20 protein-coding genes are annotated in these 21721 nt (G+C 65.4%); 11 read left to right on the top strand and 9 right to left on the bottom strand.

The window, feature by feature from the left end:
- The first annotated feature begins 53 nt into the window (after window positions 1-53).
- Both AC1Z32_RS19810 and AC1Z32_RS19805 read left to right on the top strand, forming a co-directional pair.
- Window positions 54-1994, top strand: a complete 1941-nt coding sequence (locus AC1Z32_RS19810; RefSeq protein ID WP_483480196.1) for an ATP-binding cassette domain-containing protein — start codon at window positions 54-56, stop codon at window positions 1992-1994.
- Between the two features lie 29 nt (window positions 1995-2023).
- A complete protein-coding gene (locus AC1Z32_RS19805; protein WP_483480195.1) occupies window positions 2024-3043 on the top strand; it encodes a CaiB/BaiF CoA transferase family protein in 1020 nt (339 codons plus the stop codon).
- Here AC1Z32_RS19805 and AC1Z32_RS19800 read toward each other — a convergent pair.
- The 3 genes from AC1Z32_RS19800 to alr form a co-directional block, all read right to left on the bottom strand.
- Complete coding sequence (locus tag AC1Z32_RS19800; protein WP_483480194.1) at window positions 3040-3306, bottom strand: DUF2866 domain-containing protein; 267 nt, start codon at window positions 3304-3306, stop codon at window positions 3040-3042. The two genes, AC1Z32_RS19805 and AC1Z32_RS19800, sit on opposite strands and share 4 nt — an antisense overlap.
- Before the next feature lie 161 nt (window positions 3307-3467).
- Window positions 3468-4853 carry a DNA repair protein RadA gene (gene radA, locus AC1Z32_RS19795; RefSeq protein WP_483480193.1) on the bottom strand — a complete coding sequence of 462 codons (1386 nt, stop codon included), beginning with the start codon at window positions 4851-4853 and terminating at the stop codon, window positions 3468-3470.
- Window positions 4854-4899: 46 nt separating this feature from the next.
- Window positions 4900-5970 (bottom strand): alanine racemase, encoded by a 1071-nt coding sequence (alr, locus tag AC1Z32_RS19790; protein ID WP_483480192.1) that lies wholly within the window; start codon window positions 5968-5970, stop codon window positions 4900-4902.
- Between the two features lie 281 nt (window positions 5971-6251).
- Between alr and lplT the strand changes: the two genes are divergently transcribed.
- The 4 genes from lplT to thiD are packed head-to-tail and all read left to right on the top strand — an operon-like array spanning window position 6252 to window position 9888.
- Window positions 6252-7559: a lysophospholipid transporter LplT gene (gene lplT / locus AC1Z32_RS19785; protein ID WP_483480191.1), complete on the top strand. Its 1308-nt coding sequence runs from the start codon at window positions 6252-6254 to the stop codon at window positions 7557-7559.
- Window positions 7560-7602: 43 nt separating this feature from the next.
- Entirely contained in the window at window positions 7603-8418 is an 816-nt protein-coding gene (gene thiM / locus AC1Z32_RS19780; RefSeq protein ID WP_483480190.1) for a hydroxyethylthiazole kinase, read from the top strand.
- Window positions 8419-8420: 2 nt separating this feature from the next.
- A complete protein-coding gene (gene thiE / locus AC1Z32_RS19775; protein ID WP_483480189.1) occupies window positions 8421-9068 on the top strand; it encodes a thiamine phosphate synthase in 648 nt (215 codons plus the stop codon).
- A 7-nt stretch (window positions 9069-9075) separates the two neighbouring features.
- Entirely contained in the window at window positions 9076-9888 is an 813-nt protein-coding gene (thiD, locus tag AC1Z32_RS19770) for a bifunctional hydroxymethylpyrimidine kinase/phosphomethylpyrimidine kinase (RefSeq protein ID WP_483480188.1), read from the top strand.
- 9 nt (window positions 9889-9897) lie between these two features.
- Here the strand turns inward: thiD and AC1Z32_RS19765 are convergent, their stop codons facing one another.
- Genes AC1Z32_RS19765 through tsaB form a run of 4 tightly spaced genes read right to left on the bottom strand, consistent with a single transcriptional unit; the run spans window position 9898 to window position 13175 of the window.
- A complete protein-coding gene (locus tag AC1Z32_RS19765) occupies window positions 9898-10890 on the bottom strand; it encodes a DUF1853 family protein (RefSeq protein ID WP_483480187.1) in 993 nt (330 codons plus the stop codon).
- Window positions 10890-11918, bottom strand: coding sequence for a uracil-DNA glycosylase (locus tag AC1Z32_RS19760; RefSeq protein WP_483480186.1), 1029 nt, complete (start codon window positions 11916-11918; stop codon window positions 10890-10892). Before AC1Z32_RS19760 ends, AC1Z32_RS19765 begins: the two co-directional genes overlap by 1 nt.
- Window positions 11905-12399: a ribosomal protein S18-alanine N-acetyltransferase gene (gene rimI / locus AC1Z32_RS19755; protein WP_483480185.1), complete on the bottom strand. Its 495-nt coding sequence runs from the start codon at window positions 12397-12399 to the stop codon at window positions 11905-11907. The genes AC1Z32_RS19760 and rimI overlap by 14 nt, the downstream gene beginning before the upstream one ends.
- Complete coding sequence (tsaB, locus tag AC1Z32_RS19750; RefSeq protein WP_483480184.1) at window positions 12396-13175, bottom strand: tRNA (adenosine(37)-N6)-threonylcarbamoyltransferase complex dimerization subunit type 1 TsaB; 780 nt, start codon at window positions 13173-13175, stop codon at window positions 12396-12398. The genes rimI and tsaB overlap by 4 nt, the downstream gene beginning before the upstream one ends.
- Before the next feature lie 168 nt (window positions 13176-13343).
- Here tsaB and AC1Z32_RS19745 point away from each other — a divergent pair, with 168 nt between their 5' ends.
- The 3 genes from AC1Z32_RS19745 to aceA all read left to right on the top strand — a co-directional run bounded on the left by AC1Z32_RS19745 (window position 13344) and on the right by aceA (window position 17456).
- Window positions 13344-13613 (top strand): acyl-CoA-binding protein, encoded by a 270-nt coding sequence (locus tag AC1Z32_RS19745; protein WP_483480183.1) that lies wholly within the window; start codon window positions 13344-13346, stop codon window positions 13611-13613.
- Window positions 13614-14080: 467 nt separating this feature from the next.
- Window positions 14081-15751: a DEAD/DEAH box helicase gene (locus AC1Z32_RS19740; RefSeq protein WP_483480182.1), complete on the top strand. Its 1671-nt coding sequence runs from the start codon at window positions 14081-14083 to the stop codon at window positions 15749-15751.
- A gap of 397 nt (window positions 15752-16148) precedes the next feature.
- Window positions 16149-17456: an isocitrate lyase gene (gene aceA, locus AC1Z32_RS19735; protein ID WP_483480181.1), complete on the top strand. Its 1308-nt coding sequence runs from the start codon at window positions 16149-16151 to the stop codon at window positions 17454-17456.
- Window positions 17457-17570: 114 nt separating this feature from the next.
- Here the strand turns inward: aceA and AC1Z32_RS19730 are convergent, their stop codons facing one another.
- Together AC1Z32_RS19730 and AC1Z32_RS19725 are read right to left on the bottom strand one after the other, a co-directional pair.
- Window positions 17571-18005: a universal stress protein gene (locus tag AC1Z32_RS19730; protein WP_483480180.1), complete on the bottom strand. Its 435-nt coding sequence runs from the start codon at window positions 18003-18005 to the stop codon at window positions 17571-17573.
- A gap of 168 nt (window positions 18006-18173) precedes the next feature.
- Window positions 18174-19076: a LysR family transcriptional regulator gene (locus AC1Z32_RS19725; RefSeq protein WP_483480179.1), complete on the bottom strand. Its 903-nt coding sequence runs from the start codon at window positions 19074-19076 to the stop codon at window positions 18174-18176.
- Window positions 19077-19213: 137 nt separating this feature from the next.
- Here AC1Z32_RS19725 and AC1Z32_RS19720 point away from each other — a divergent pair, with 137 nt between their 5' ends.
- Together AC1Z32_RS19720 and aceB are read left to right on the top strand one after the other, a co-directional pair.
- Complete coding sequence (locus AC1Z32_RS19720; protein ID WP_483480178.1) at window positions 19214-20017, top strand: haloacid dehalogenase type II; 804 nt, start codon at window positions 19214-19216, stop codon at window positions 20015-20017.
- Window positions 20018-20089: 72 nt separating this feature from the next.
- On the top strand, window positions 20090-21700 hold the full coding sequence (aceB, locus tag AC1Z32_RS19715; protein WP_483480177.1) for a malate synthase A: 1611 nt from the start codon (window positions 20090-20092) through the stop codon (window positions 21698-21700).
- The last annotated feature ends 21 nt before the right edge of the window (window positions 21701-21721 follow it).

The raw sequence follows: 21721 nt of genomic DNA, 5'->3' as shown, positions 1-21721 counted from the left end.
GTCTAAAATAGCGCATTCCTTCAAAGCCGCGCCCTTTTCGCCGCCATTCCGACGTGATCCGTTTCAATCAGTTCAGCCTGTCCCGCGGCACCAAGCCGCTTTTCGAAGAGACGAGCTTCACGCTCAATCCGGGCGAGAAAGCCGGTCTTATCGGCGCGAACGGCGCGGGCAAGTCCACGCTCTTTTCCGTGCTGCGCGGCGAGTTGCACGCGGACGGCGGCGATTTCTCGATGCCGCCGTCGTGGCGCATCGCGCATGTCGCGCAGGAAACGCCCGCCGTGGACCGCAGCGCGCTCGACTACACGCTCGACGGCGACACGCACCTGCGCGCGATCGAAGCGCGCATCGCGTCGGCCTCCGCCGCGCATGACGGCGCCGCCGAAGCAGAAGCGCACGCCGCCTTCGCGGACGCCGACGGCTACACCGCGCCCGCGCGCGCCGAAACGCTGCTGCTCGGCCTCGGCTTCACGCTGGAGCAGACCCGCGAGCCGGTGTCGAGCTTTTCGGGCGGCTGGCGCATGCGCCTGAATCTTGCGCAGGCGCTGATGTGCCCGTCCGACCTGCTGCTCCTCGACGAACCGACCAACCACCTGGATCTGGACGCCATCGTCTGGCTGGAAGACTGGCTCGGGCGTTATCCGGGCACGCTCGTCGTCATTTCGCACGACCGGGAGTTTCTCGATTCGGTCTGCAACGTCACGCTGCATCTGGAGAATCGTCAGGTGAAGCGCTATGGCGGCAACTATAGCCAGTTCGAAGTGCTGCGCGCGCAGCAAATCGCGCTGCAGCAGAGCGCGTACGAGAAGCAGCAGAAAACCGTCGCGCATCTGCAGAGTTTCATCAACCGCTTCAAGGCCAAGGCGACCAAGGCGAAGCAGGCGCAAAGCCGCGTCAAGGCGCTGGAGAAGATGGAGCTGATCGCGCCCGCGCATGCGAGCTCGCCCTTCACGTTCGAATTCCGCGAGCCCGATGCCGCGCCCAATCCGATGATGGTCATGGAAAGCGTGCGCTGCGGCTATCACAACGACGAAGGCGGCGAGATTCCGATCGTCGAGGGCGTGACGCTGTCGATTCAGAACGGTCAGCGCATCGGTTTGCTGGGCGCGAATGGCCAGGGCAAGTCGACGCTCATCAAGACGCTCGCGCAGACGCTCGAACCGCTGTCGGGCGGTGTGCGTCAGGGCAAGGGCCTGCAGATCGGCTATTTCGCGCAGCATCAGCTCGAAACGCTGCGTCCCGACGATTCCGCGCTCCAGCATCTCGCGCGCCTCGCGCCCGACACGCGCGAGCAGGAATTGCGCGATTTTCTCGGCAGCTTCAATTTTTCCGGCGATATGGCCACCGCGAAGATCGCGCCCTTCTCCGGCGGCGAGAAGGCGCGGCTCGCGCTCGCGCTGATCATCTGGCAGAAGCCGAATCTGCTGCTGCTCGACGAGCCGACCAACCACCTCGATCTCGAAACGCGCCACGCGCTGACGATGGCGCTCGCACAGTTCGAAGGCACGCTGATCCTGGTGTCGCACGACCGGCATCTGCTGCGCGCGACGACCGATACCTTCATGCTCGTCGCGAAGCATCGCCTGAACCCGTTCGACGGCGATCTCGACGATTACCGCGACTGGCTGCTGCAGCACGCCGCCGAAACGCGCGCGGCGGCGAAGGAAGCGAGTTCGGCTTCGTCCGGCGACGCGCAGGACAACGGGCTCAATCGCAAGGAACAGCGTCGGCAGGAGGCGCAGGAAAGGCAGAAGCTCGCGCATTTGAAGAAGCCGCTGCAGTCGCGCATCGCGAAGATCGAGAAGGAAATGGACAAGCTCAACGCGGAGAAAGCAGAACTCGATGCGTTCGTCGCCGATCCGGCGAGCTACGAGGTCGCGATGAAATCGAAGCTGACCGAGACGGTTCGTCGCCAGGGCGAAGTCAACGCGCGCCTCGAAACGCTAGAAATGGAATGGCTCGAAGCACACGAGGAACTCGAACAGATCGGTTCATAACAGATCGGTTCATAACGGAGATCATCGATTTGACACCTTCCCTCACCGGCCTGCGCGTGCTCGACCTGACGCGGCTGCTGCCCGGCCCCGTCGCAACACTGAGGCTCGCCGAGCTCGGCGCCGATGTGCTCAAAATCGAGCCGCCGGGCGAAGGCGACTACACGCGCACGATGCTGCAAAGCGAAGCCGACCGGCAAAGCGGCACGCCGAGCGCGTTCTATCGCATCGTCAATCGCGGCAAGCGGCAGCTCACGCTGGATCTCAAGACGGAGGAAGGCCGAGCGAAGCTGATCGAGCTCGCGCGCGGCGCGGACGTGCTGGTCGAGAGCTTTCGCCCTTCTGTGATGGCGCGGCTGGGCGTCGGCTACGACGTGTTGCGCGAGGCGAATCCGAAGCTGGTCTACTGCGCGATCACGGGCTACGGCAACGACGGGCCGTTCGCGAACAAGGCCGGTCACGACCTGAATTACATCGCCTACGCGGGCGTGCTCGACCAACTCGCGGCACGCGACGGCCGGCCAATCGCGCCGAATTTCCAGCTTGCGGATCTGCTCGGCGGCGCGCTTTCGGCCGTGATGGACATACTCGCGGCGGCGTGGCACGTCGCGCGCGGCGGCGAAGGCCGCTGCCTGACCGTCTCGATGACGCACGCGATACACGCGCACAACGTGATGGCGCATATCGCGCTCGCCAATGCCAATGAAGCGAGCACGCGCGCCGGCGCCGGTTTGCTGAACGGCGGCGCACCGTGCTACGACGTCTATCGCACGCGCGATGACCGCTTCGTCGCGGTGGGCGCGCTCGAATTGAAGTTCTGGCAGACCTTGTGCGATGCGCTCGGCCGTCCCGACTGGGCCACGCGGCACTGGAGCCTCGGCCAGGCGATCGGCGGCGCCGACGCCGCGCAACTATCGGCGGAACTGGCCGCGAAGTTTCGCGAGCGCACGCGCGACGAATGGATGGCGCTGCTGGACCCGCTCGATTGCTGCGTCGCGCCCGTGCTCACGCCCGCGGAAGCGGCGGCGCATCCGCTTTTCCGGACCGTCTAACGCCGCGGCAAGACCTGGCGCGGCTGGCGCTCGTCGTCGACGAGCACGTGCTTGCGCCCTGTCACATGCTGACGAATGGTCGCGACGACTTCATCTTCGGTCACATCGGCCGCAACGACGCGGCGCGAGATCTGGCCTTGCTCGTCGATCCATTCGACGATCCGGCAACCGCTGCCCCATGGCTGCTGCAGCGGCGCGGAGACGCGGCACCCGCGCAGATGGAACGCGACGGGCTTCGGCCGGGTTGATTTTGCGTGTTTCAAAGCATGGTCCTCTCGATCCTTCCGGCCACCTCGCTTCTTTACATGCCTTTAGCGAAGTTGGCCGGGTCGTAGCCTCGTAAGGATAGAAAAACCACGCGTCGCTTGGGTTACATTACGCAACGAGATTTTTACGACTCGTTACGAGGGGTCCGATCACACGATCATTCGAGATCGCGCACGCGGTCGATCGCCTCCTCGATACGGTCCACCGCAATCACCTTGAGGCCGTCGATCGTCTGTTTCGGCGCGTTCGCCTTCGGAATCAGCGCCATCGAGAAGCCGAGCTTCGCCGCTTCCTTCAGACGATCCTGACCGCGCGGAGACGGACGGATCTCGCCCGCCAGCCCCACTTCGCCAAACGTGATGAGGCCCTTCGGCAGCGGCTTGTTGCGCATCGAGGAGTGGATGGCGAGCAGCACGGCGAGGTCGGCCGCGGGTTCGGTGATTTTCACGCCGCCGACCGCGTTCAGGAACACGTCCTGATCGAAGCACGCGATGCCCGCATGCCGATGCAGCACGGCGAGCAGCAGCGCGAGCCGGTTCTGCTCCAGACCGACCGCGAGCCGGCGCGGATTCGGCACATGCGCGGTGTCCACGAGCGCCTGCACTTCGACGAGCAGCGGCCGCGAGCCTTCCTGCGTGACGAGCACGCACGATCCGGCGACGCTCTGCTCGTGCTGCGACAAAAAGAGCGCCGACGGATTGGCGACGCCGCGCAGGCCCTTTTCCGTCATCGCGAAGACGCCGAGCTCGTTGACCGCGCCGAAACGGTTCTTGAACGCGCGCACGAGCCTGAACGACGAATGCGTGTCGCCTTCGAAATACAGCACCGTATCGACGATGTGTTCGAGCACGCGCGGCCCCGCGAGACTGCCCTCTTTCGTCACGTGGCCGACCATGATGATCGACGTGCCCGTCTGCTTCGCGATGCGCGTCAGTTGCGCCGCGCACTCGCGCACCTGCGCGACCGAGCCGGGCGCGGAGGTTAGCGCTTCGGAATAGATCGTCTGGATGGAGTCGATGACGGCGACTTCGGGCCGTTGCTCGTCGATGGTGGCCTGAATCTTTTCGAGCTGAATTTCCGCGAGCAGCGCGAGATCGCCGGCCGCGCTCGCGCCGCCGATCAGGCCGAGCCGCTGCGCCCGCAACGCGATCTGCGCGCCGGATTCCTCGCCGCTCACATAGAGCGCGGGCCGGTCGCGCGCGATTTCGGCGAGCGATTGCAACAACAGTGTGGATTTGCCGATGCCCGGATCGCCGCCGATCAGCACGACGCCGCCCGGCACGAGACCGCCGCCCAGCACGCGGTCGAATTCGCCGACGCCGGTTGTGAAGCGCGGCACGTCCGACGCCTCGATTTCCGCGAGCTTGCGCACCGGCGAACTCTTCGCGAGCGCCTGGAAACGATGCGCCGATGCCGCCTGCTCCACCGTTTCCAGCAATGTGTTCCACGCCCCGCACGCGGCGCACTGGCCGGTCCATTTCGGCGCCTGCCCGCCGCATTCGCTACAGGTATAGAGCGTCTTCGCCTTCGCTGCTTTTGCCACTTAAAGCCTTGATTTGATGTCGTTCTTGTCGCGCAGAGACTACGCGTTATTCCGCGCGCACGGGCACGCGCTGCGCGATCGCGCACATGAGTTCATAACCGATGGTGCCGGCCGCGCTCGCCACATCGTCGATCGGCAGGTTCGCGCCCCACAGCTCGACCCGGGAGCCAATTCCGGCATTCGGGCACGGCGTCAGGTCGACGGTGAGCATGTCCATCGACACGCGGCCAACGAGCTTCGTGCGCACGCCATCGACGATCACCGGCGTGCCTTCCGGCGCCACGCGCGGATAGCCGTCCGCGTAACCGCACGCGACCACCCCGATGCGCATCGACTGACCCGCCGTGAAGGCCGAACCGTAGCCGATGCTGCTGCCCGCGTCGACCGTTTGCACGGCGATCAGCTCGGACTGGAGCGTCATCGCGGGTTTCAGACCGGTATTGGCGATATCCGCGGTCACGCCCGACGGCGATGCCCCGTACAGCATGATGCCGGGCCGCACCCAGTCGAAATGCGCGTCCGGATGCCACAGCACCGCCGCCGAGTTCGCGAGGCTGCGCGCGCCCGCGATGCCCTCCGCGCCACGCTCGAACGCCTCGAGCTGATGCGCGATGCCGCGCGGAGCGTCGGCATCCGAGAAATGCGTCATGAGCGTGATCTGGCCGACGCCATGCACGGCGCGCGCGCGCTCCCACGCCGTGCGGAACTTCTCGGGCGTGTAGCCGAGGCGGTTCATGCCGCTGTTCATCTTCAACTGGATGTTGACCGGCTTCGACAGGCGCGCCATTTCCAGCATGCGCAACTGCTCGTCGCAATGGACCGCCGTGGTCAGGCTGTAGCGGTCGATCACGTCGATGTCGGTGGGCCGGAAAAAGCCTTCGAGCAAAAGAATCGGCCCCGCCCAGCCCAATTCACGCAACTTCGCGGCTTCTTCGAGGTCGAGAAGGCCAAAGCCGTCCGTCGCGCGCAGCCCCGGGAACGCCCGGGCGAGTCCGTGGCCATAAGCATTGGCCTTGACGACGGCCCAGATTTTGGATTTCGGCGCGTACTTGCGTGCGATGCCGAGGTTGTTGGCGAGCGCAGCGGTATGGATCGTTGCAGAAAGGGGGCGCGGCATGAGCGTGTGTGGAATTGCAGTGAATGCGGTCGAAAAGGTGAGCATACGACAGCGGGACGCGTCCTGCTGCGCTCTCCGAGACCGCCTTGCGAATCAGTATCTTATGAGGAAAATCGCGCACGAGCGTGTGATTTCTCGCGCGATCGAGATTACTGCTAGTCAGAATGCGCCTATTTTCGTGTTATAAAGCCGTGCGCACAACCCATTTCGAAAGGCATAAGCCCGCGCGCTCAACAGGCGCCCGGGGCGGATCACCCGCAGTGAGGAAAGCTTCGGATCAGATGAAAAAAGGTTTTTACACCATCATGGCCGCGCAGTTTTTCTCATCGTTGGCCGATAACGCTCTACTGATCGCTGCCATCGCACTGCTGAAAGACCTTCACGCCCCGAACTGGATGACGCCGCTGCTCAAGCTGTTCTTCGTCCTGTCCTACGTGATTCTCGCGGCTTTCGTCGGCGCTTTCGCCGATTCCCGGCCCAAGGGTCACGTGATGTTCGTGACCAATTCGATCAAGGTCGTCGGCTGCGTGACCATGCTTTTCGGCGCGCATCCGCTGCTCGCGTACGGCATCGTCGGTTTCGGCGCTGCCGCTTACTCGCCGGCAAAATACGGCATTCTCACCGAACTCCTGCCCGCCGACCGGCTCGTCGCGGCCAACGGCTGGATCGAAGGGACGACGGTCGGCTCGATCATTCTCGGCACCGTGATGGGCGGCGCGCTCATCAGTCCGCATATCGCGGGTCATCTGCTGTCGCTGCACATTCCGCGCATCAAAACGCCCGCCGAAGCCGCGATGCTCGTCATCATGCTCATGTACGTAGTCGCCGCGATCTTCAACCTGCGCATCCCCGACACCGGCGCGCGCTATCCGAAGCAGGAAACGCGGCCGCTCAAGCTCATCACCGATTTCGCCGACTGCTTTCTCGTCCTGTGGCGCGACAAGCTCGGCCAGATCTCGCTCGCCGTCACGACGCTCTTCTGGGGCGCCGGCGCGACCCTGCAGTTCATCGTGCTGAAGTGGGCCGAGGTCTCGCTCGGCATGACGCTCTCCCAGGCCGCCATCCTGCAGGCGGTGATCGCGGTCGGCGTTGCGGCGGGCGCCGTGCTCGCGGCCGCACGCGTGCCGCTCAAGCGCTCGCTCACCGTGCTGCCGGTCGGCATCATCATGGGGCTCGCCGTCATGCTGATGGCCTTCTACACGCGCCATCTCTTTCCCGCGCACTGGGGCATCTACTTCGGCAAGATGCACTTCCCGGGCTATCTGCTGATCGCGTATGTGTTCCTGATGATCGTCGGCGGTCTGTCAGGCTTCTTCGTCGTGCCGATGAACGCGCTGCTCCAGCATCGCGGCCACGTGCTGCTGTCCGCCGGGCACTCCATCGCCGTGCAGAACTTCAACGAGAACCTCTCGGTGCTCGTGATGCTGTGTCTCTACGCGGTGCTCGTGTGGCTCGACATGCCGATCCAGTTCGTCATCGTGCTGTTCGGCTCGTTCGTGTGCCTGATGATGTACTTCGTGATGCGTCGGCATCAGGCCAATCAGCGCGCGTTCGATTCCGTCGCGCTGATCGGCGAAGCGCGTCACTGACGCCGCGCGCTTTCCGCGCTTTCGTTTTCTTTCGACCGACATCATGCTCGCCGCCGACCTCTTCTCGTTCGTCACCCGCGTGCGCGAACGCGCGCCGCTCGTGCATTGCCTGACGAACCTCGTCGTCACCAACTTCACCGCGAACGTACTGCTCGCGATCGGCGCCGCGCCCGCGATGGTCGTCGCGCGCGAGGAAGTCGGCGAGTTCGCGCCCATCGCGAATGCGCTGTCGGTCAATCTCGGCACGCTCGACGTGCCGCAGAGCCGCGCGATCCGCGCCGCCGTCGATGCCGCCAGCGGCGCGGGCAAGCCCTGGGTGCTCGACCCGGTCGCGGTCGGGCCGCTCGCGTTTCGCACCGAGTTCGCGCTCGATCTGCTCGATTCGAAGCCCGCGGTGATTCGCGGCAACGCATCCGAGATCATCAGCCTGTCGGGCGGCGCGGCGAGCGCACGCGGCGTCGACAGCACCGCCGCCACCGACGCCGCGCTCGATGCCGCGCAGGTCCTCGCGCTGAAGACGCAGGCCGTCGTCGCGGTGACGGGCGAGACCGACTACGTGACCGATGGCCGGCGCGTGATCGCGCTGTCCAACGGCTCGCCCCTGATGACGCGCGTGACGGGCGTCGGCTGCGCGCTGTCGGCGACCGTTGCGGCGTTCGTCGGCACGGCGTCGGATCGCGACGAGTTCTGGGCCGCGACCGTCGCGGGAATCGCCTATTCGACCATCGCGGGCGAGCTCGCCGCGCGCGAGGCCGCTCTGCCCGGCAGCTTCGCCGTCGCGTATCTGGACCGGCTCGCATCCGTCGATGCCGAAGCGTTCGAAAAGACGCTCGTGCAGCGCGATATCGTTTCCGGCTGACCATGCGCGCTTCGTTCGATCTCTCGCTCTATCTCGTGCTCGATCCCGTGCAGTGCGGCGGGCATGACGCGGCGCTCGCGGTCGCGCGCGCGGCGCTCGAAGGCGGCGCGACGCTCGTGCAGTTGCGCGCGCCGGAATGGCACAAGCGCGCGTGGTTCGATCTCGCGCGCGAGCTTCTGCTGATCACGCGGGCGCGCGGCGTGCCGTTCGTCATCAACGATCACGTCGATGTCGCGCTCGCCGTCGGCGCCGATGGCGTGCATATCGGCCAGCGCGACCTCCCCGCCGATGTTGCGCGGCGACTGCTCGGACCGGATGCGCTGATCGGGCTGTCGGTGTCGAATCTCGACGAAACCGCCGACGCGGAACAGCTCGCGGGCGTGATCGACTATCTGGGCGCCGGACCGGTGTATGCGACGCCGACCAAGACCGACGCCTCCACGCCGTGCGGCATCGAGGGCCTCGCTGAAATCCGCGCCGCCACGCGCTTTCCGACCGTCGCGATCGGCGGCATCCAGGCGCACAACGCCGCCGACGTGATGCGCGCCAGACCGGCCGGTCTCGCTGTCGTGTCGGCGATCTGCAAGGCCGCCGATCCGCGCGAGGCGGCCGCGGCATTGCGCGCGACCATCGCCCGCACACGAACCTGAATCCGATATGGCCGCAACGAAAACCATCCCCAACGTGCTCACGATCGCCGGCTCCGACTCGGGCGGCGGCGCGGGCATTCAGGCCGATCTGAAGGCCTTCTCCGCGCTCGGCGCATACGGCGCGAGCGTCATCACCGCGCTCACCGCGCAGAACACGCGCGGCGTGACGGCGGTGCATGCGCCGGAACCCGCGTTCATCACCGCGCAGCTCGACGCCGTGTTCGACGATATCCGCATCGATGCCGTGAAGATCGGCATGCTGGCCAACGCGGGCATCGTGCGCGCGGTCGCGGATGCGATCGGGCGTCATCGGCCGAAGCATGTCGTGCTCGACACCGTGATGATCTCGAAGAGCCATCACGCGCTGCTCGCGCCGGAGGCGGTCGCCGCGCTGCGAGACGAATTGCTGCCGCTCGCGACGCTCGTCACACCGAACCTGCCTGAAGCGGCGGCGCTGCTAGGCACCGAAAGCGCCGCCGATGAAGACGCGATGGTCCGTCAGGGCGAAGCATTGCGTGCGCTCGGCGCGCGAGCCGTGCTGATGAAAGGCGGCCATCTCGCATCGACGGACAGTCCCGACTGGCTCATCGAGGCGGGCGGATCGCTCAGGCTCGGCGGCGCGCGCGTGCCGCTCAAGAATACGCATGGAACGGGCTGCACGTTGTCGTCGGCTATCGCGGCGCTGATTCCTCAAACCGATGATCTGGCGAGCGCCACCGCCGAAGCGAAGCGCTATCTCACCGGTGCGATCGAGGCGAGCGTGCGGCTCGACGTCGGTCATGGCGTCGGGCCGGTGCATCACTTCTTCCGCTGGTGGTGAGCGGCGCGGTTATTGAACCGATGCGGCGAACGCGCGCGCTTCCTCCGGCCAGTCGTCCGGGACGATGAAGCCGCGCGATTCCTCGATCCAGCCGCCCGCTTCATCGCGTATGTAGGCGGCGATCATCGTGGGCGCGACCGTGCCTTCGAGACGCGTGTGAATCGCAGCCGATTCGGCGACGAGCGTTTCCGCGGCGGCCGCATCGAGCTTGCGCGACGCAAGCCAGGCCATGCGCGGCTGCACGACCCACGCGCGCTCATCGTTCGAGATGTCCGAAGCGCCCGAGTGCGCCGCGCGCCACTCCGACGCCGTCAGCCACCAGCCGCGCAAATGGCTTTCGCCGATCTCGGGCGCGGGCTCGATGCGTTCGCCCTCGACCCCGTGATAGAAGAGCCGACCCTTGATGAACAACTGCGGGCGCCACGGACCTTCGAAGCCGAGCGCCGCGAACTCCGCGCGCGAGGTCAGCGCGAGCTGATGCGTGACGAGCCGTGCGTGCTTCAGATCGAAGCGATCCTGGAGATTCGGCCCGACATAGTCGGACAGCCGCGCCGCGCGTGACGCAGCGCCGTCGATGCCGCCGATATGCAGGTAGAACTTGACCGCGAGCTCCCAATGCAGCCGGGCGCCGTCGGCCGACTCCAGCAGGAAATCGCATTCGCCGATCGTGCGCCGCTGCCGCCGCAATGGCACGTTCGCCGCGATGAGGCGCGCCGCCGGTCCGTGGGAGAGGAAATATCGGATGAGGCTCTCGGCATAGATGCCGAGCCGCGTGAACTTCGGATTGCGCGCGTGATCGTGCAGCGGTTGCGGCGCGGCATCGAGCGCCGTCAGCCACGCGAGCGTCGCGTCGCGCTCGGCGGATGTCGCGAAGGGCCGCGCCAGAGTAGCGTCGCCCTCGCGCAGCAGATCCGGCGCGAAGAGCAGCCAGGCGAGATCACGAACCGTGACGTCGTCGAAGCGGTCGACGAGACGCGACAGGTCGGTCGCCGAGACCGTCATCAGTGGCCGCCCTTCTCCGCTCCCTGCTCGACGCCGAGCGCGGCGAGCGCCTCGCGATACGTGTTGCGCGCGAGGCAGAGATCGGCCCACGCCTTCGCCTTGTCCTGCAGGCTGCGCAACAGATAGGCCGGGTGATACGTGACGATGACCGGCACGCCGCGATATTCGTGCACGCGCCCGCGCATCGATGCGATGCTGGCTTCGTTCTTCAAAAGACTTTGCGCGGCGAAGCGCCCCATCGCGACGATCACTTTCGGCTTCACGAGCTCGACCTGCCGCTGCAGATACGGCTCGCAGCGCGCGACTTCATCGAGCTCGGGATTGCGGTTGCCGGGCGGGCGGCACTTGATGACATTGGCAATATAGACGTTCGATTGCCGCGACAGCGCGAGCGCGCGCAGCATGTTGTCGAGCAGCTTGCCCGCCTGGCCGACGAAGGGCTCGCCCTGCTTGTCCTCGTTCTCGCCCGGCGCCTCGCCGATCAGCATCCAGTCGGCTTCGCGATCGCCGACGCCGAAGACCGTGTTCGTGCGGCGTTCGCACAGCCGGCAGCGCTCGCAGTTCGCGACGCGCGCGGCGAGCGCGTCCCAGTCGAGCGTGTGGACATCGCTCGGGGCTTCGGCGGCGACGGGTTCGGCATGGGCGGGTGCGTCGTCGGTCCACGGAAGGTCGTCGTAGGCGTCGAGCGGCGGTACGTCGAAATCGGGCGTGGTGTCTTTCGGCGGCTCGCTGCGTGCCGGGATGGACGGCGTCGGCTCTTGCGGGGTTTCCACTGGCGTCGGCGCTTCAGGCGTACGAGCCTCAGGCGCGCGAGCCTCCGTCTGCATGACGGGCTGCGCAGGCGCGCCAGTTTCCACTGGCGTCGGCGCTTCGGGCGTACGAGCCTCAGGCGCGCGAGCTTCCGTCTGCATGACGGGCTGCGCAGGCGCGCCAGCCTCCGCTTCCGGCTCGCGCGGCGCCGCCGCCCCACGCCGGACCCAGACCGGCCCGATACCCAACTCCTCAACCAGCGATTCATCGAGCGCCATGCGCACTCTCCTTCGGTAACGACAGACGCATGACAATTGCGTCCTCACGCGAACGATGCCGCGCGGGGTAATAGTTCTTGCGGCGCCCGATGGCCGCGAAGCCGAAGCGCTCGTAAAGCTGGATCGCGCGCGGATTGGACGGCCTCACTTCGAGCAGCACGCCTTCGAGCTTTTCGGCGCGCGTGATGCGCACCGCTTCGCGCAAGAGCGTGAGGCCCGCGCCCGCGCGCTGCGCCGACGGCGCGACGCACAGATTGAGCAGATGCATCTCGTCGACGACGGGCATCAGCACGCAATAGCCGATCAGCGTGCCCGTCACATGCCGCAGGCAGACGCCGTAATAGCCGTTGCGCAGCGAATCCTGAAAGTTGCCGCGGCTCCAGGGAAACTCGTAGGCGAGCTTTTCGACCGCGGCGACTTCGTCGAGGTCGGCTTCGGTCATCGGCGTGAGATACCGATCCGCGAGCAGCACGCCGCTCACCGAAGCGCCTCCTCGCGGGCCTGCATGCGCTCGGCCGTGGTTTGGGCAACCTTGTCGCGGACATACTCCGGCGCGGCGAGTTCGGGTGCGACCGCTTTCCCCGCCCGCAGGGCGCGCAAGCCGATGAGCGCGACCGGCAGCGCATGCGGCAGCGCTTCGCGATCCACCTGCGCGGCGGAGGCCAGCGCCGGCAGGCGATCGCCGAACGCAGCGGCGGCGTTGCCCGCGAGCGCGAACGGCACGTCCGGCAGCGGCAGCGCGCCGGGCGCATCGAGCGCGGCCGGGTGCAGCGTGCGCCAGTCGCCCGAGGCGGCATCGAAGTCGAAGTCGGCCCAATACACCTCGTCCATGCGGGCATCGAGTGCCGCGAGCACGCGCGGGGGGATCGCCGCATCGTTGAGCCGCGCCGCTTCCGCGCACGCGAGCAGCGTGCTCACCGGCACCACCGGCACGCTCAGGCCGAACGCCAGCCCCTGAGCGACGCCCGTCGCGGTGCGCAGACCGGTGAACGAGCCCGGGCCCGCGCCGAACGCGATCGCGGCGCAATCGGCGAGGGCGAGACCAGCGTCGTCGAAGAGTTCGCGCACGGCGGGCAAAAGGCGTGTGCTCGATACCGCGCCGGTCGCCTCGTGGCGAAACCAGACGCGCGTATCGCCGTTCACGTATTGAGGCGCGACGGCGGACTGAACGGTGGCGGAGGCGGAGTCGGCGAGCAGGAGCGCGACGGAGCAGAACTCCGTCGAAGTGTCGAGGGCGAGCAGAACGGTGCGTGTCATAGGCGGTATTGTAATGCGGGAGATGCGCCGCTTTCGCACGATCCGCGCGCGCGAGCCGATCCGGAACGCGTCTGGAAGGCACGCTCGGTTTGAGGAAAGCCTCGACAAGATGCGCGCGCCACGCTTGCTAAGATCGTCCGGTCCTGTATCGACAATAACGGAGAAGACATGACCGATATCGACCAGCAATTCGCTCAAGCCCAGACCGATGTGACCCAGCTGCCCGAGCGACCCGGCAATCTCACGCTGTTGCGCCTCTATGCGCTGTTCAAGCAGGCGAGCGTAGGCGACGTGCAGGGCGACAAGCCCGGTTTCACCGACATCGCCGGAAAGTACAAATATGAAGCGTGGGCCGCGCTGCAAGGCACGCCCGCCGATGAAGCGAAGACGCGCTACGTCGAGCTCGTCGACTCGCTCAAGCGCGGCGAAGCGGCCTGACCTACCGGTCGGACGCAGCACCGCGGTATGAAAAGGCGCCGCGCCGTCCGATTCCCGAAGATGGCGCGGTCATGCGTCAAAGTGTGGCGCAGTGCAGCAAATTCGGCTATACTAGCGGCCAGCGCTCAACTGTGAGTTGCCTGCTTTTCAGCAGAGGCTCGCGCAGCAAGGCGCTCCGTAGCGTTTCGCCCCAATCCAGTTTAGAAACTGTCCCCTCCCTGCCAGGCCTTTGCGCTGCATTTGCACGCAGTTTGTTCCACGGCCCGTCATGCATCAGGCTGACGTCAGCACCCGCCGATTCATTGGGTCTGCCGTATCCGATACAGCTTCTAACAAAGATACTCGCCGCACGTTCGCGCGAGTGGCCCCCGTTTTTCGATTTGCCCGCTGTTTCTTCGCTCGCTGAATCCAACGACTTGGGTATGCCGATTGGCGCCGACGCCTCATTCCCCGTTTCAAGGATCGACATGACTTCGAGCTTCACCGCTAGCCCGTTGGACAACCTCGCAGCAAATATTGGCATCACCCCCACGACCGACGCCCCGGCCGCTCCCGCAGTCGAAAAGCCCGCCGGCCCCACTTTCGAATCGCTCGGCCTTTCCGCCGAGATCGTGTCCGCGCTGACCGCAGCGGGCTACGAATCCCCGACGCCCGTGCAGCAGCGCGCGATTCCCGCAGCGCTCTCCGGCCGCGACCTGCTCGTTTCCAGCCCGACCGGTTCGGGCAAGACCGCGGCGTTCATGCTGCCCGCCATCGAAAAATTCGCGCAACTGCAAAAGCAGGAAGCGCAGCAGCCGCGTGCGCCGCGCGACCCGAACGCGCCGCGCGGCCGCCGCCCGCAGCCGGTCGCGCGCCCGCGCCTGCTCGTGCTCACGCCGACACGCGAACTCGCGATGCAGGTTTCCACCGCCGCGACGACGTACGGCAAGCACCTGCGCCGCCTGCGCACCGTCAGCATTCTCGGCGGCGTCGCATACGGCCAGCAGTTGATGCTGCTCGCGAAAAACCCCGAGATTCTCGTCGCGACGCCGGGCCGCCTGATCGACCATCTGGAGCGCGGCCGCATCGATCTGTCGGAGCTGAACATGCTCGTGCTCGACGAAGCCGACCGCATGCTCGACATGGGCTTCATCGAAGACATCGAGACGATCGTCGACGCAACGCCCGAATCGCGCCAGACGCTGCTGTTCTCGGCGACCATCGACAGCAAGATCACGTCGCTGACCGGCCGTCTGCTGAAGGACCCCGAGCGCATCGAGATCGTGCAGAAGCTCGAAGCGAAGAGCAACATCGCGCAGACCGTGCATTACGTCGATGACCGCGATCACAAGGATCGTCTGCTCGATCATCTGCTGCGCGACGACGGCCTCGATCAGGCGATCGTCTTCACCGCGACGAAGAGCGATGCCGATCTCATCGCCAACCGTCTCGCCGACGCGGGTTTCGAATCCGCCGCGCTGCACGGCGATCTGCCGCAAGGCGCGCGCAACCGCACGATCCGCGCGTTGCGCGAGCGCCGCGTGCGCGTGCTGGTCGCGACCGACGTCGCCGCTCGCGGTATCGACATTCCGGGCATCACGCACGTCTTCAACTACGACCTGCCGAAGTTCGCGGAAGACTACGTGCACCGTATCGGCCGTACCGGTCGTGCGGGCCGCAGCGGCACCGCGGTGAGCCTCGTGCATTACGCCGAAATGGGCGCGCTTAAGCGCATCGAGCGTTTCGTGCGCTCGCCGCTGCCGGTGAACGTCGTCGCGGGCTTCGAGCCGCGCAAGGCGCCGCCCAAGGGCGGTTTCGGCGGCGGACGCGGCCGTCCGGGCGGTAATGGCGGCGGTCGTCGCTTCGGCGGTAACGGCGGCGGCAACGGCGGTGGCCGTGGCTACGGTTCGGGCAACGCGAGCGGCTACGGCAACAAGTCGAACGCCGGTTCGCGCGAAGGCGGTTATCGTGACGGCGGTTATCGCGGCGGTAACAGCGACGGTGGCTATCGCGGCGGTAACAGCGATGGCGGCTATCGCGGCGGCAACAGCGATGGCGGCTATCGCGGCGGCAACCGTGGCGAAGGCGGCTTCGGCCAGCGTGACGGCTACAGCGCGCGCCGCAACGACGGCCCGCGCGCCCCGCGCCGCGGCAGCTAAGCAGCGCCTTCAGGAAGCGGTTTCAGCGCCGCTTCTCACGTCTCAAGGAAAACCGACGCCTCGCGCGTCGGTTTTTTTTCGTCCCGTCTCCATATTTCACGATGCGCAATGGCCTTTTGCGTCGCAAAAGATGTGCTGCGCGGCACCATTGAGTCCATTGCAAGATAGGAAAAGACATTCCGCGATACGATATGGAACCTCTATCTAATTGAATTTCAATGAAAAAAATAATCCGAAAATCTCCTTCCAAGGGGTGTTTCGCAAGTCGGCATTTGCCTAGACTCTTATATAAGAGTTGAGCAAACGCAGGCTGCCGAATCCAGCGCACCGGAGCTCAAGTCGTCAAGGAACATCGATTCACCATTCGTCGTTCAGTCCGATCTCAAGGAGAAACGCCATGACCTCACGTCAACAACAAGCTCAGCAACTCCAACAGCAATGGGAAAGCGATCCGCGCTGGAAAGGCATCAAGCGCACCTACTCGGCGGAAGACGTCGTGCGTCTGCGCGGCTCGGTGCAGCCGGAGCACACGCTCGCGAAGCGCGGCGCCGAAAGGCTGTGGGCGTCGATCCATGAGGAGCCGTTCGTCAACGCGCTCGGCGCGCTGACCGGCAATCAGGCGATGCAGCAGGTCAAGGCCGGCCTCAAGGCGATCTATCTGTCGGGCTGGCAGGTGGCCGGCGACGCGAACGTCGCGGGCGAGATGTATCCGGACCAGTCGCTGTATCCGGCGAACTCGGTGCCGCTCGTCGTGAAGCGCATCAACAACACGCTCACGCGCGCCGATCAGATCCAGTGGTCCGAAGGCAAGAATCCGGGCGATGAAGGCTATATCGATTACTTCGCGCCGATCGTGGCCGATGCCGAAGCAGGCTTCGGCGGCGTGCTCAACGCGTTCGAGCTGATGAAGGCGATGATCGAAGCCGGCGCCGCGGGCGTGCACTTCGAAGATCAGCTGGCGTCGGTCAAGAAGTGCGGCCATATGGGCGGCAAGGTGCTCGTGCCGACGCGCGAGAACGTCGCGAAGCTGTCGGCCGCGCGTCTGGCGGCGGACGTCTGCGGCACGCCGACGCTGCTGATTGCCCGTACGGATGCGGAAGCCGCCGATCTCGTGACGTCCGACATCGACGACAACGACAAGCCGTTCCTGACCGGCGAGCGCACCGTGGAAGGCTTCTTCCGCACGAAGCCGGGTCTGGAGCAGGCGGTGTCGCGCGGCCTCGCCTACGCGCCCTATGCGGATCTCGTGTGGTGCGAAACCGGCAAGCCGGACTTGGAATACGCGAAGAAGTTCGCCGAGGCGATCCACAAGCAGTTCCCGGACAAGATGCTCTCGTACAACTGCTCGCCGTCGTTCAACTGGAAGAAGAACCTGGACGACGCGACCATCGCCAAGTTCCAGCGCGAGCTCGGCGCGATGGGCTACAAGTTCCAGTTCATCACGCTCGCCGGCTTCCACGCGCTGAACTACTCGATGTTCAACCTCGCGCACGGCTACGCCCGTTCGCAAATGAGCGCGTTCGTCGAGTTGCAGCAGGCCGAGTTCGCCGCCGCCGACAAGGGCTTCACGGCGGTCAAGCATCAGCGCGAAGTGGGCACGGGCTATTTCGATGCGGTCACGCAGACGGTCGAGCGCGAAGCATCGACGACCGCGCTGCACGGCTCGACGGAAGACGAGCAGTTCTTCGACAAGAAGGTCGCTTGATAGCAGGCTGAATCAGGGAGAGCGGTAAATAAGGCGGCGGCCGTGGCGCATGCAGTAACGCGCCACGGCCGCCGCTCAAACGAAAGCGCATCGTGGTGCGCTTCCGTTTGGGTGTCACCGGTACACGATGACGGGAATTTTGGTGTGCGTGAGCACGCGCTGCGTCTCGCTGCCGATGAGCAGGCTGCCGAGACCGCGCCGTCCGTGCGAGGCCATCAGGATCACGTCGCAGCCGTTCTGCTCCGCCGCATCGATGATGCCGATATACGGCGCGGCTTCGATGCTCGTCACGCTCGTGCATTGGACGCCCGCGCTTTCTGCGGCGCGCTCGACCTCGCGCAGGTGCTCTCGCGCTTCGTTCTCGGCGCGCGCGTGGAAGTCGTCGGGCGGCTCGACGGCGACATCGGCGAAGGGAGAGTACGGATATTGAGGCAGGCACGCATAAGCCGTGATGCGCGCGCCGACAGATTGCGCGAGATCGATCGCGCCGTCGATGGCCTTTTGCGATAGCTCGGAGCCGTCGGTCGGCACGAGGATGTGTTTGAACATGGCGTCCTCCCCGATACGTGTGTGTGCGTGGTTCTATTGTAGTAAGGGGGAAGGAGGCTGAGCAATTTCGATGCGTGTGCGCGTCGATGTGTCGCCTCGTCACATCGGCATGGCACGCCGGCCCATGACACCCGCGTAGGAATCCGAAACTTCCCCTGACCCGAAGTCTTACCCCCAATACCCCGTCGCGTTATACGTATGCTTGAGCAGATCGAGAAACAACCGCACCCGCAACGGCAAGTGCCTTCTCTGCGGAAACACCGCGTGAATGCCGATCGGCGGCGCGGCGAACGCATCGAGCACGCTCACGAGTCGCCCCGCGCCGATATCCTCGCCGACCTCCCACCACGAGCGCCACGCGAGGCCGCGCCCTTCGAGACACCACTCGTGGAGCACCGCGCCGTCCGAGCACTCCATCGTGCCGGAAACCTTGATCGTCACGACCTTGCCGTCCTGCTGGAACACCCATCCGCGCTGCTGATTGGCCGATGCCCCGAGCGCGAGGCAATTGTGATGCCCGAGCGCGGCGAGATCCGCGGGCTCGCCGCGCTTTTTCAGATAGTCCGGGGACGCGACGCACACGCGCCGGTTCTCGCCGAGCCTGAGCGACACGAGCGACGAATCTGGCAACTCGCCCAGGCGCACCGCGCAGTCGAAGCCTTCGTTGACGAGGTCGACCATGCGGTCGGTCAGATCGAGACTCACCGACACATCCGGATGCAGCGTCGTGAATTTCGGCACGAGCGGTGCGACGTGGCGCCGCCCGAAACCCGCCGGCGCCGACACGCGCAAATGCCCGCTCGCCTTCACGCCGCCCGCCGACACGCTCGCCTCCGCGTTCTGCATGTCGTTGAGGATGCGCTGGCAATCTTCGAGAAACGCCGAGCCTTCGAACGTAAGCGTGATCTTGCGCGTGGTGCGCACGAGCAGTTTCACGCCGAGCCGCTCCTCGAGCGCATCCAGCCTGCGTCCGATGACCGCCGGCGCGATGCCCTCCGCCTGCGCCGCCGCGGACAGGCTGCCTTTTGCCGCCACCGCCGCGAAAGTCTCAATCTGCTTGAATCGATCCATGCGTGTTCGTCGTCAATACGGGTATTGGCGCACAGATTAGGTAAGTAAAAGTAAAAGATCAAGTGATTCGGCGGTGCTTTTTCCATCACTTCGATCACGAATACAATCGATCCCGACCTCTAATGGAGCGCACGGCTATGTCGGCCATAACGACACACGCATCGTCCACCGGATTTTCCAGCCCTCCCCGCGCAGTCATCTTCGACGCTTACGGCACGCTGTTCGACGTCCATTCGGTCGTCGCGGCCGCCGAGCAGCTTTTTCCCGGCCACGGCGACGCGCTCTCGCAGCTCTGGCGTCAGAAGCAGATCGAGTACACGCAACTGCGCACGCTCGCCGATCCGGCGGGGGCGCATTACGAGCCGTTCTGGAACATTACGATCGATGCGCTGCGCCATGCGGCAGCCAGGCTGAATCTCGCCGACGCACTGACCCGCGCCGCCGAAAAGCGTCTGATGGACGAATATGCGTGCCTTTCCGCGTTCCCCGACACCGTGCCCGCGCTGCGGCAACTGCGCGAGCGCTTCGACATTCCTCTTGCGATCCTGTCCAACGGCAATCCGCCGATGCTCGATATCGCCGTGAAGAGCGCCGGCATGACCGGTCTTTTCGATCACGTGCTGTCCGTCGATGCCGTGCGCGCCTACAAGCCCGCCGCCGCCACGTATGCGCTCGGCACGCACGCGTTCGGCGCGGCCGCGCGCGATATCGTGTTCGTGTCGTCGAACGGCTGGGACGTCGCCGGCGCGACGTGGTTCGGCTACACGACCTTCTGGATCAACCGCGCGGCGCTGCCTGTCGAGGAGCTCGGCGTCGCGCCGAACGGCAGCGGGCGCGGCATGGACGAACTCATCGCATTCATCGAAGGCGGATGCGCGCGGCAGGACATCCCGCTCGCGAGCCGCCGCGCGGGCAGCGCGCGCCGTCCGCGCGACGCCTGACGCCTTCAACTTTTTTTAATCGCTTGCAAGCGAACTACCAGCAAAACCGTCTGACCGACCAAGGAGAAAACCATGACGCATCCATCGAATCCGCTTTCGCTTCCGAAAGGCATGGCAATCTCGGCCGATATCAAACCCGGCTACGAGACCATCCTGACGCCCGAGGCGCTGGAATTCGTCGCGAAACTGCATCGCCAGTTCGAGCCGCGCCGCCAGCAGTTGCTCGCCGCGCGCGTCGAGCGCACGAAGCGTCTCGATGCGGGCGAGCGCCCCAACTTTCTCGATGAAACGAAATCGATCCGCGAAGGCGACTGGAAGGTCGCGCCGCTGCCGAAGGACCTGCAATGTCGCCGCGTCGAGATCACCGGTCCGGTCGAGCGCAAGATGATCATCAACGCGCTCAACTCCGGCGCGGACTCGTACATGACCGACTTCGAGGATTCGAACGCGCCGAACTGGGACAACCAGATCGTCGGCCAGATCAACCTCAAGGAGGCGGTGCGCCGCACGATTTCGCTCGAACAAAACGGCAAGTCGTACAAGCTCAACGAGAAGATCGCGACCTTGATCGTGCGTCCGCGCGGCTGGCATCTGGATGAGAAGCACGTGACCGTCGACGGTCAGCGCGTGTCCGGCGGCGTCTTCGATTTCGCGCTTTTCCTGTTTCACAACGCGAAGGAACTGATCGCGCGCGGCAGCGGCCCCTACTTCTATCTGCCGAAGATGGAAAGCCATCTGGAAGCGCGCCTGTGGAACGACATCTTCGTCGCGGCGCAGGAAGGCGTCGGGATCCCGCGCGGCACGATTCGCGCGACAGTGCTCGTCGAGACCATTCTCGCGGCGTTCGAAATGGACGAGATTCTGTACGAGCTGCGCGAGCACAGTTCCGGGCTGAATGCGGGCCGGTGGGACTACATCTTCTCCGCGATCAAGAAGTTCAAGAACGACACGAACTTCTGCCTCGCCGACCGCGCGAAGATCACCATGACCTCACCCTTCATGCGCGCCTACGCGCTCGAGCTGCTCAAGACCTGCCACAAGCGCAATGCGCCGGCGATCGGCGGCATGTCGGCGCTCATTCCGATCAAGAACGATCCCGCCGCGAACGACAAGGCGATGGGTGGCGTGCGCTCCGACAAGGCGCGCGATGCGAGCGACGGCTACGACGGCGGCTGGGTTGCGCATCCGGGGCTCGTGCCGGTCGCGATGGAAGAGTTCGTGAAGGTGCTCGGCGACAAGCCGAACCAGATCGAAAAGCAGCGCACCGATGTGCAGGTCACCGCGCACGATCTGCTCGATTTCCGCCCGGAAGATCCGATCACCGAAGCGGGTCTGCGCAACAACGTGAACGTCGGGATTCACTATCTCGGCTCTTGGCTCGCCGGCAATGGCTGCGTGCCGATCCACAATCTCATGGAAGACGCCGCGACCGCGGAGATCTCGCGCTCGCAAGTGTGGCAATGGATCCGCTCGCCGAAGGGCAAGCTCGACGACGGCCGCAAGGTCACGGCGTCGATGGTGCGCGACATCACCATCGACGAACTGGAGAAGGTGAAGCAGTCCGTGAGCGCGTCGGGCGCGGACACGAAGCCGTATGAGCGCGCGGCGAAGATCTTCGAAGAGATGTCGACATCGTCGCAGTTCACCGAGTTTCTGACGCTGCCGCTGTACGAGGAAATCTGAACGTTCCGCGCGTTTCGACTC

The sequence above is a fragment of the Caballeronia sp. 11_S32 genome, from assembly GCF_056930355.1.
This window is presented reverse-complemented; position numbering and strand designations above follow the sequence as displayed.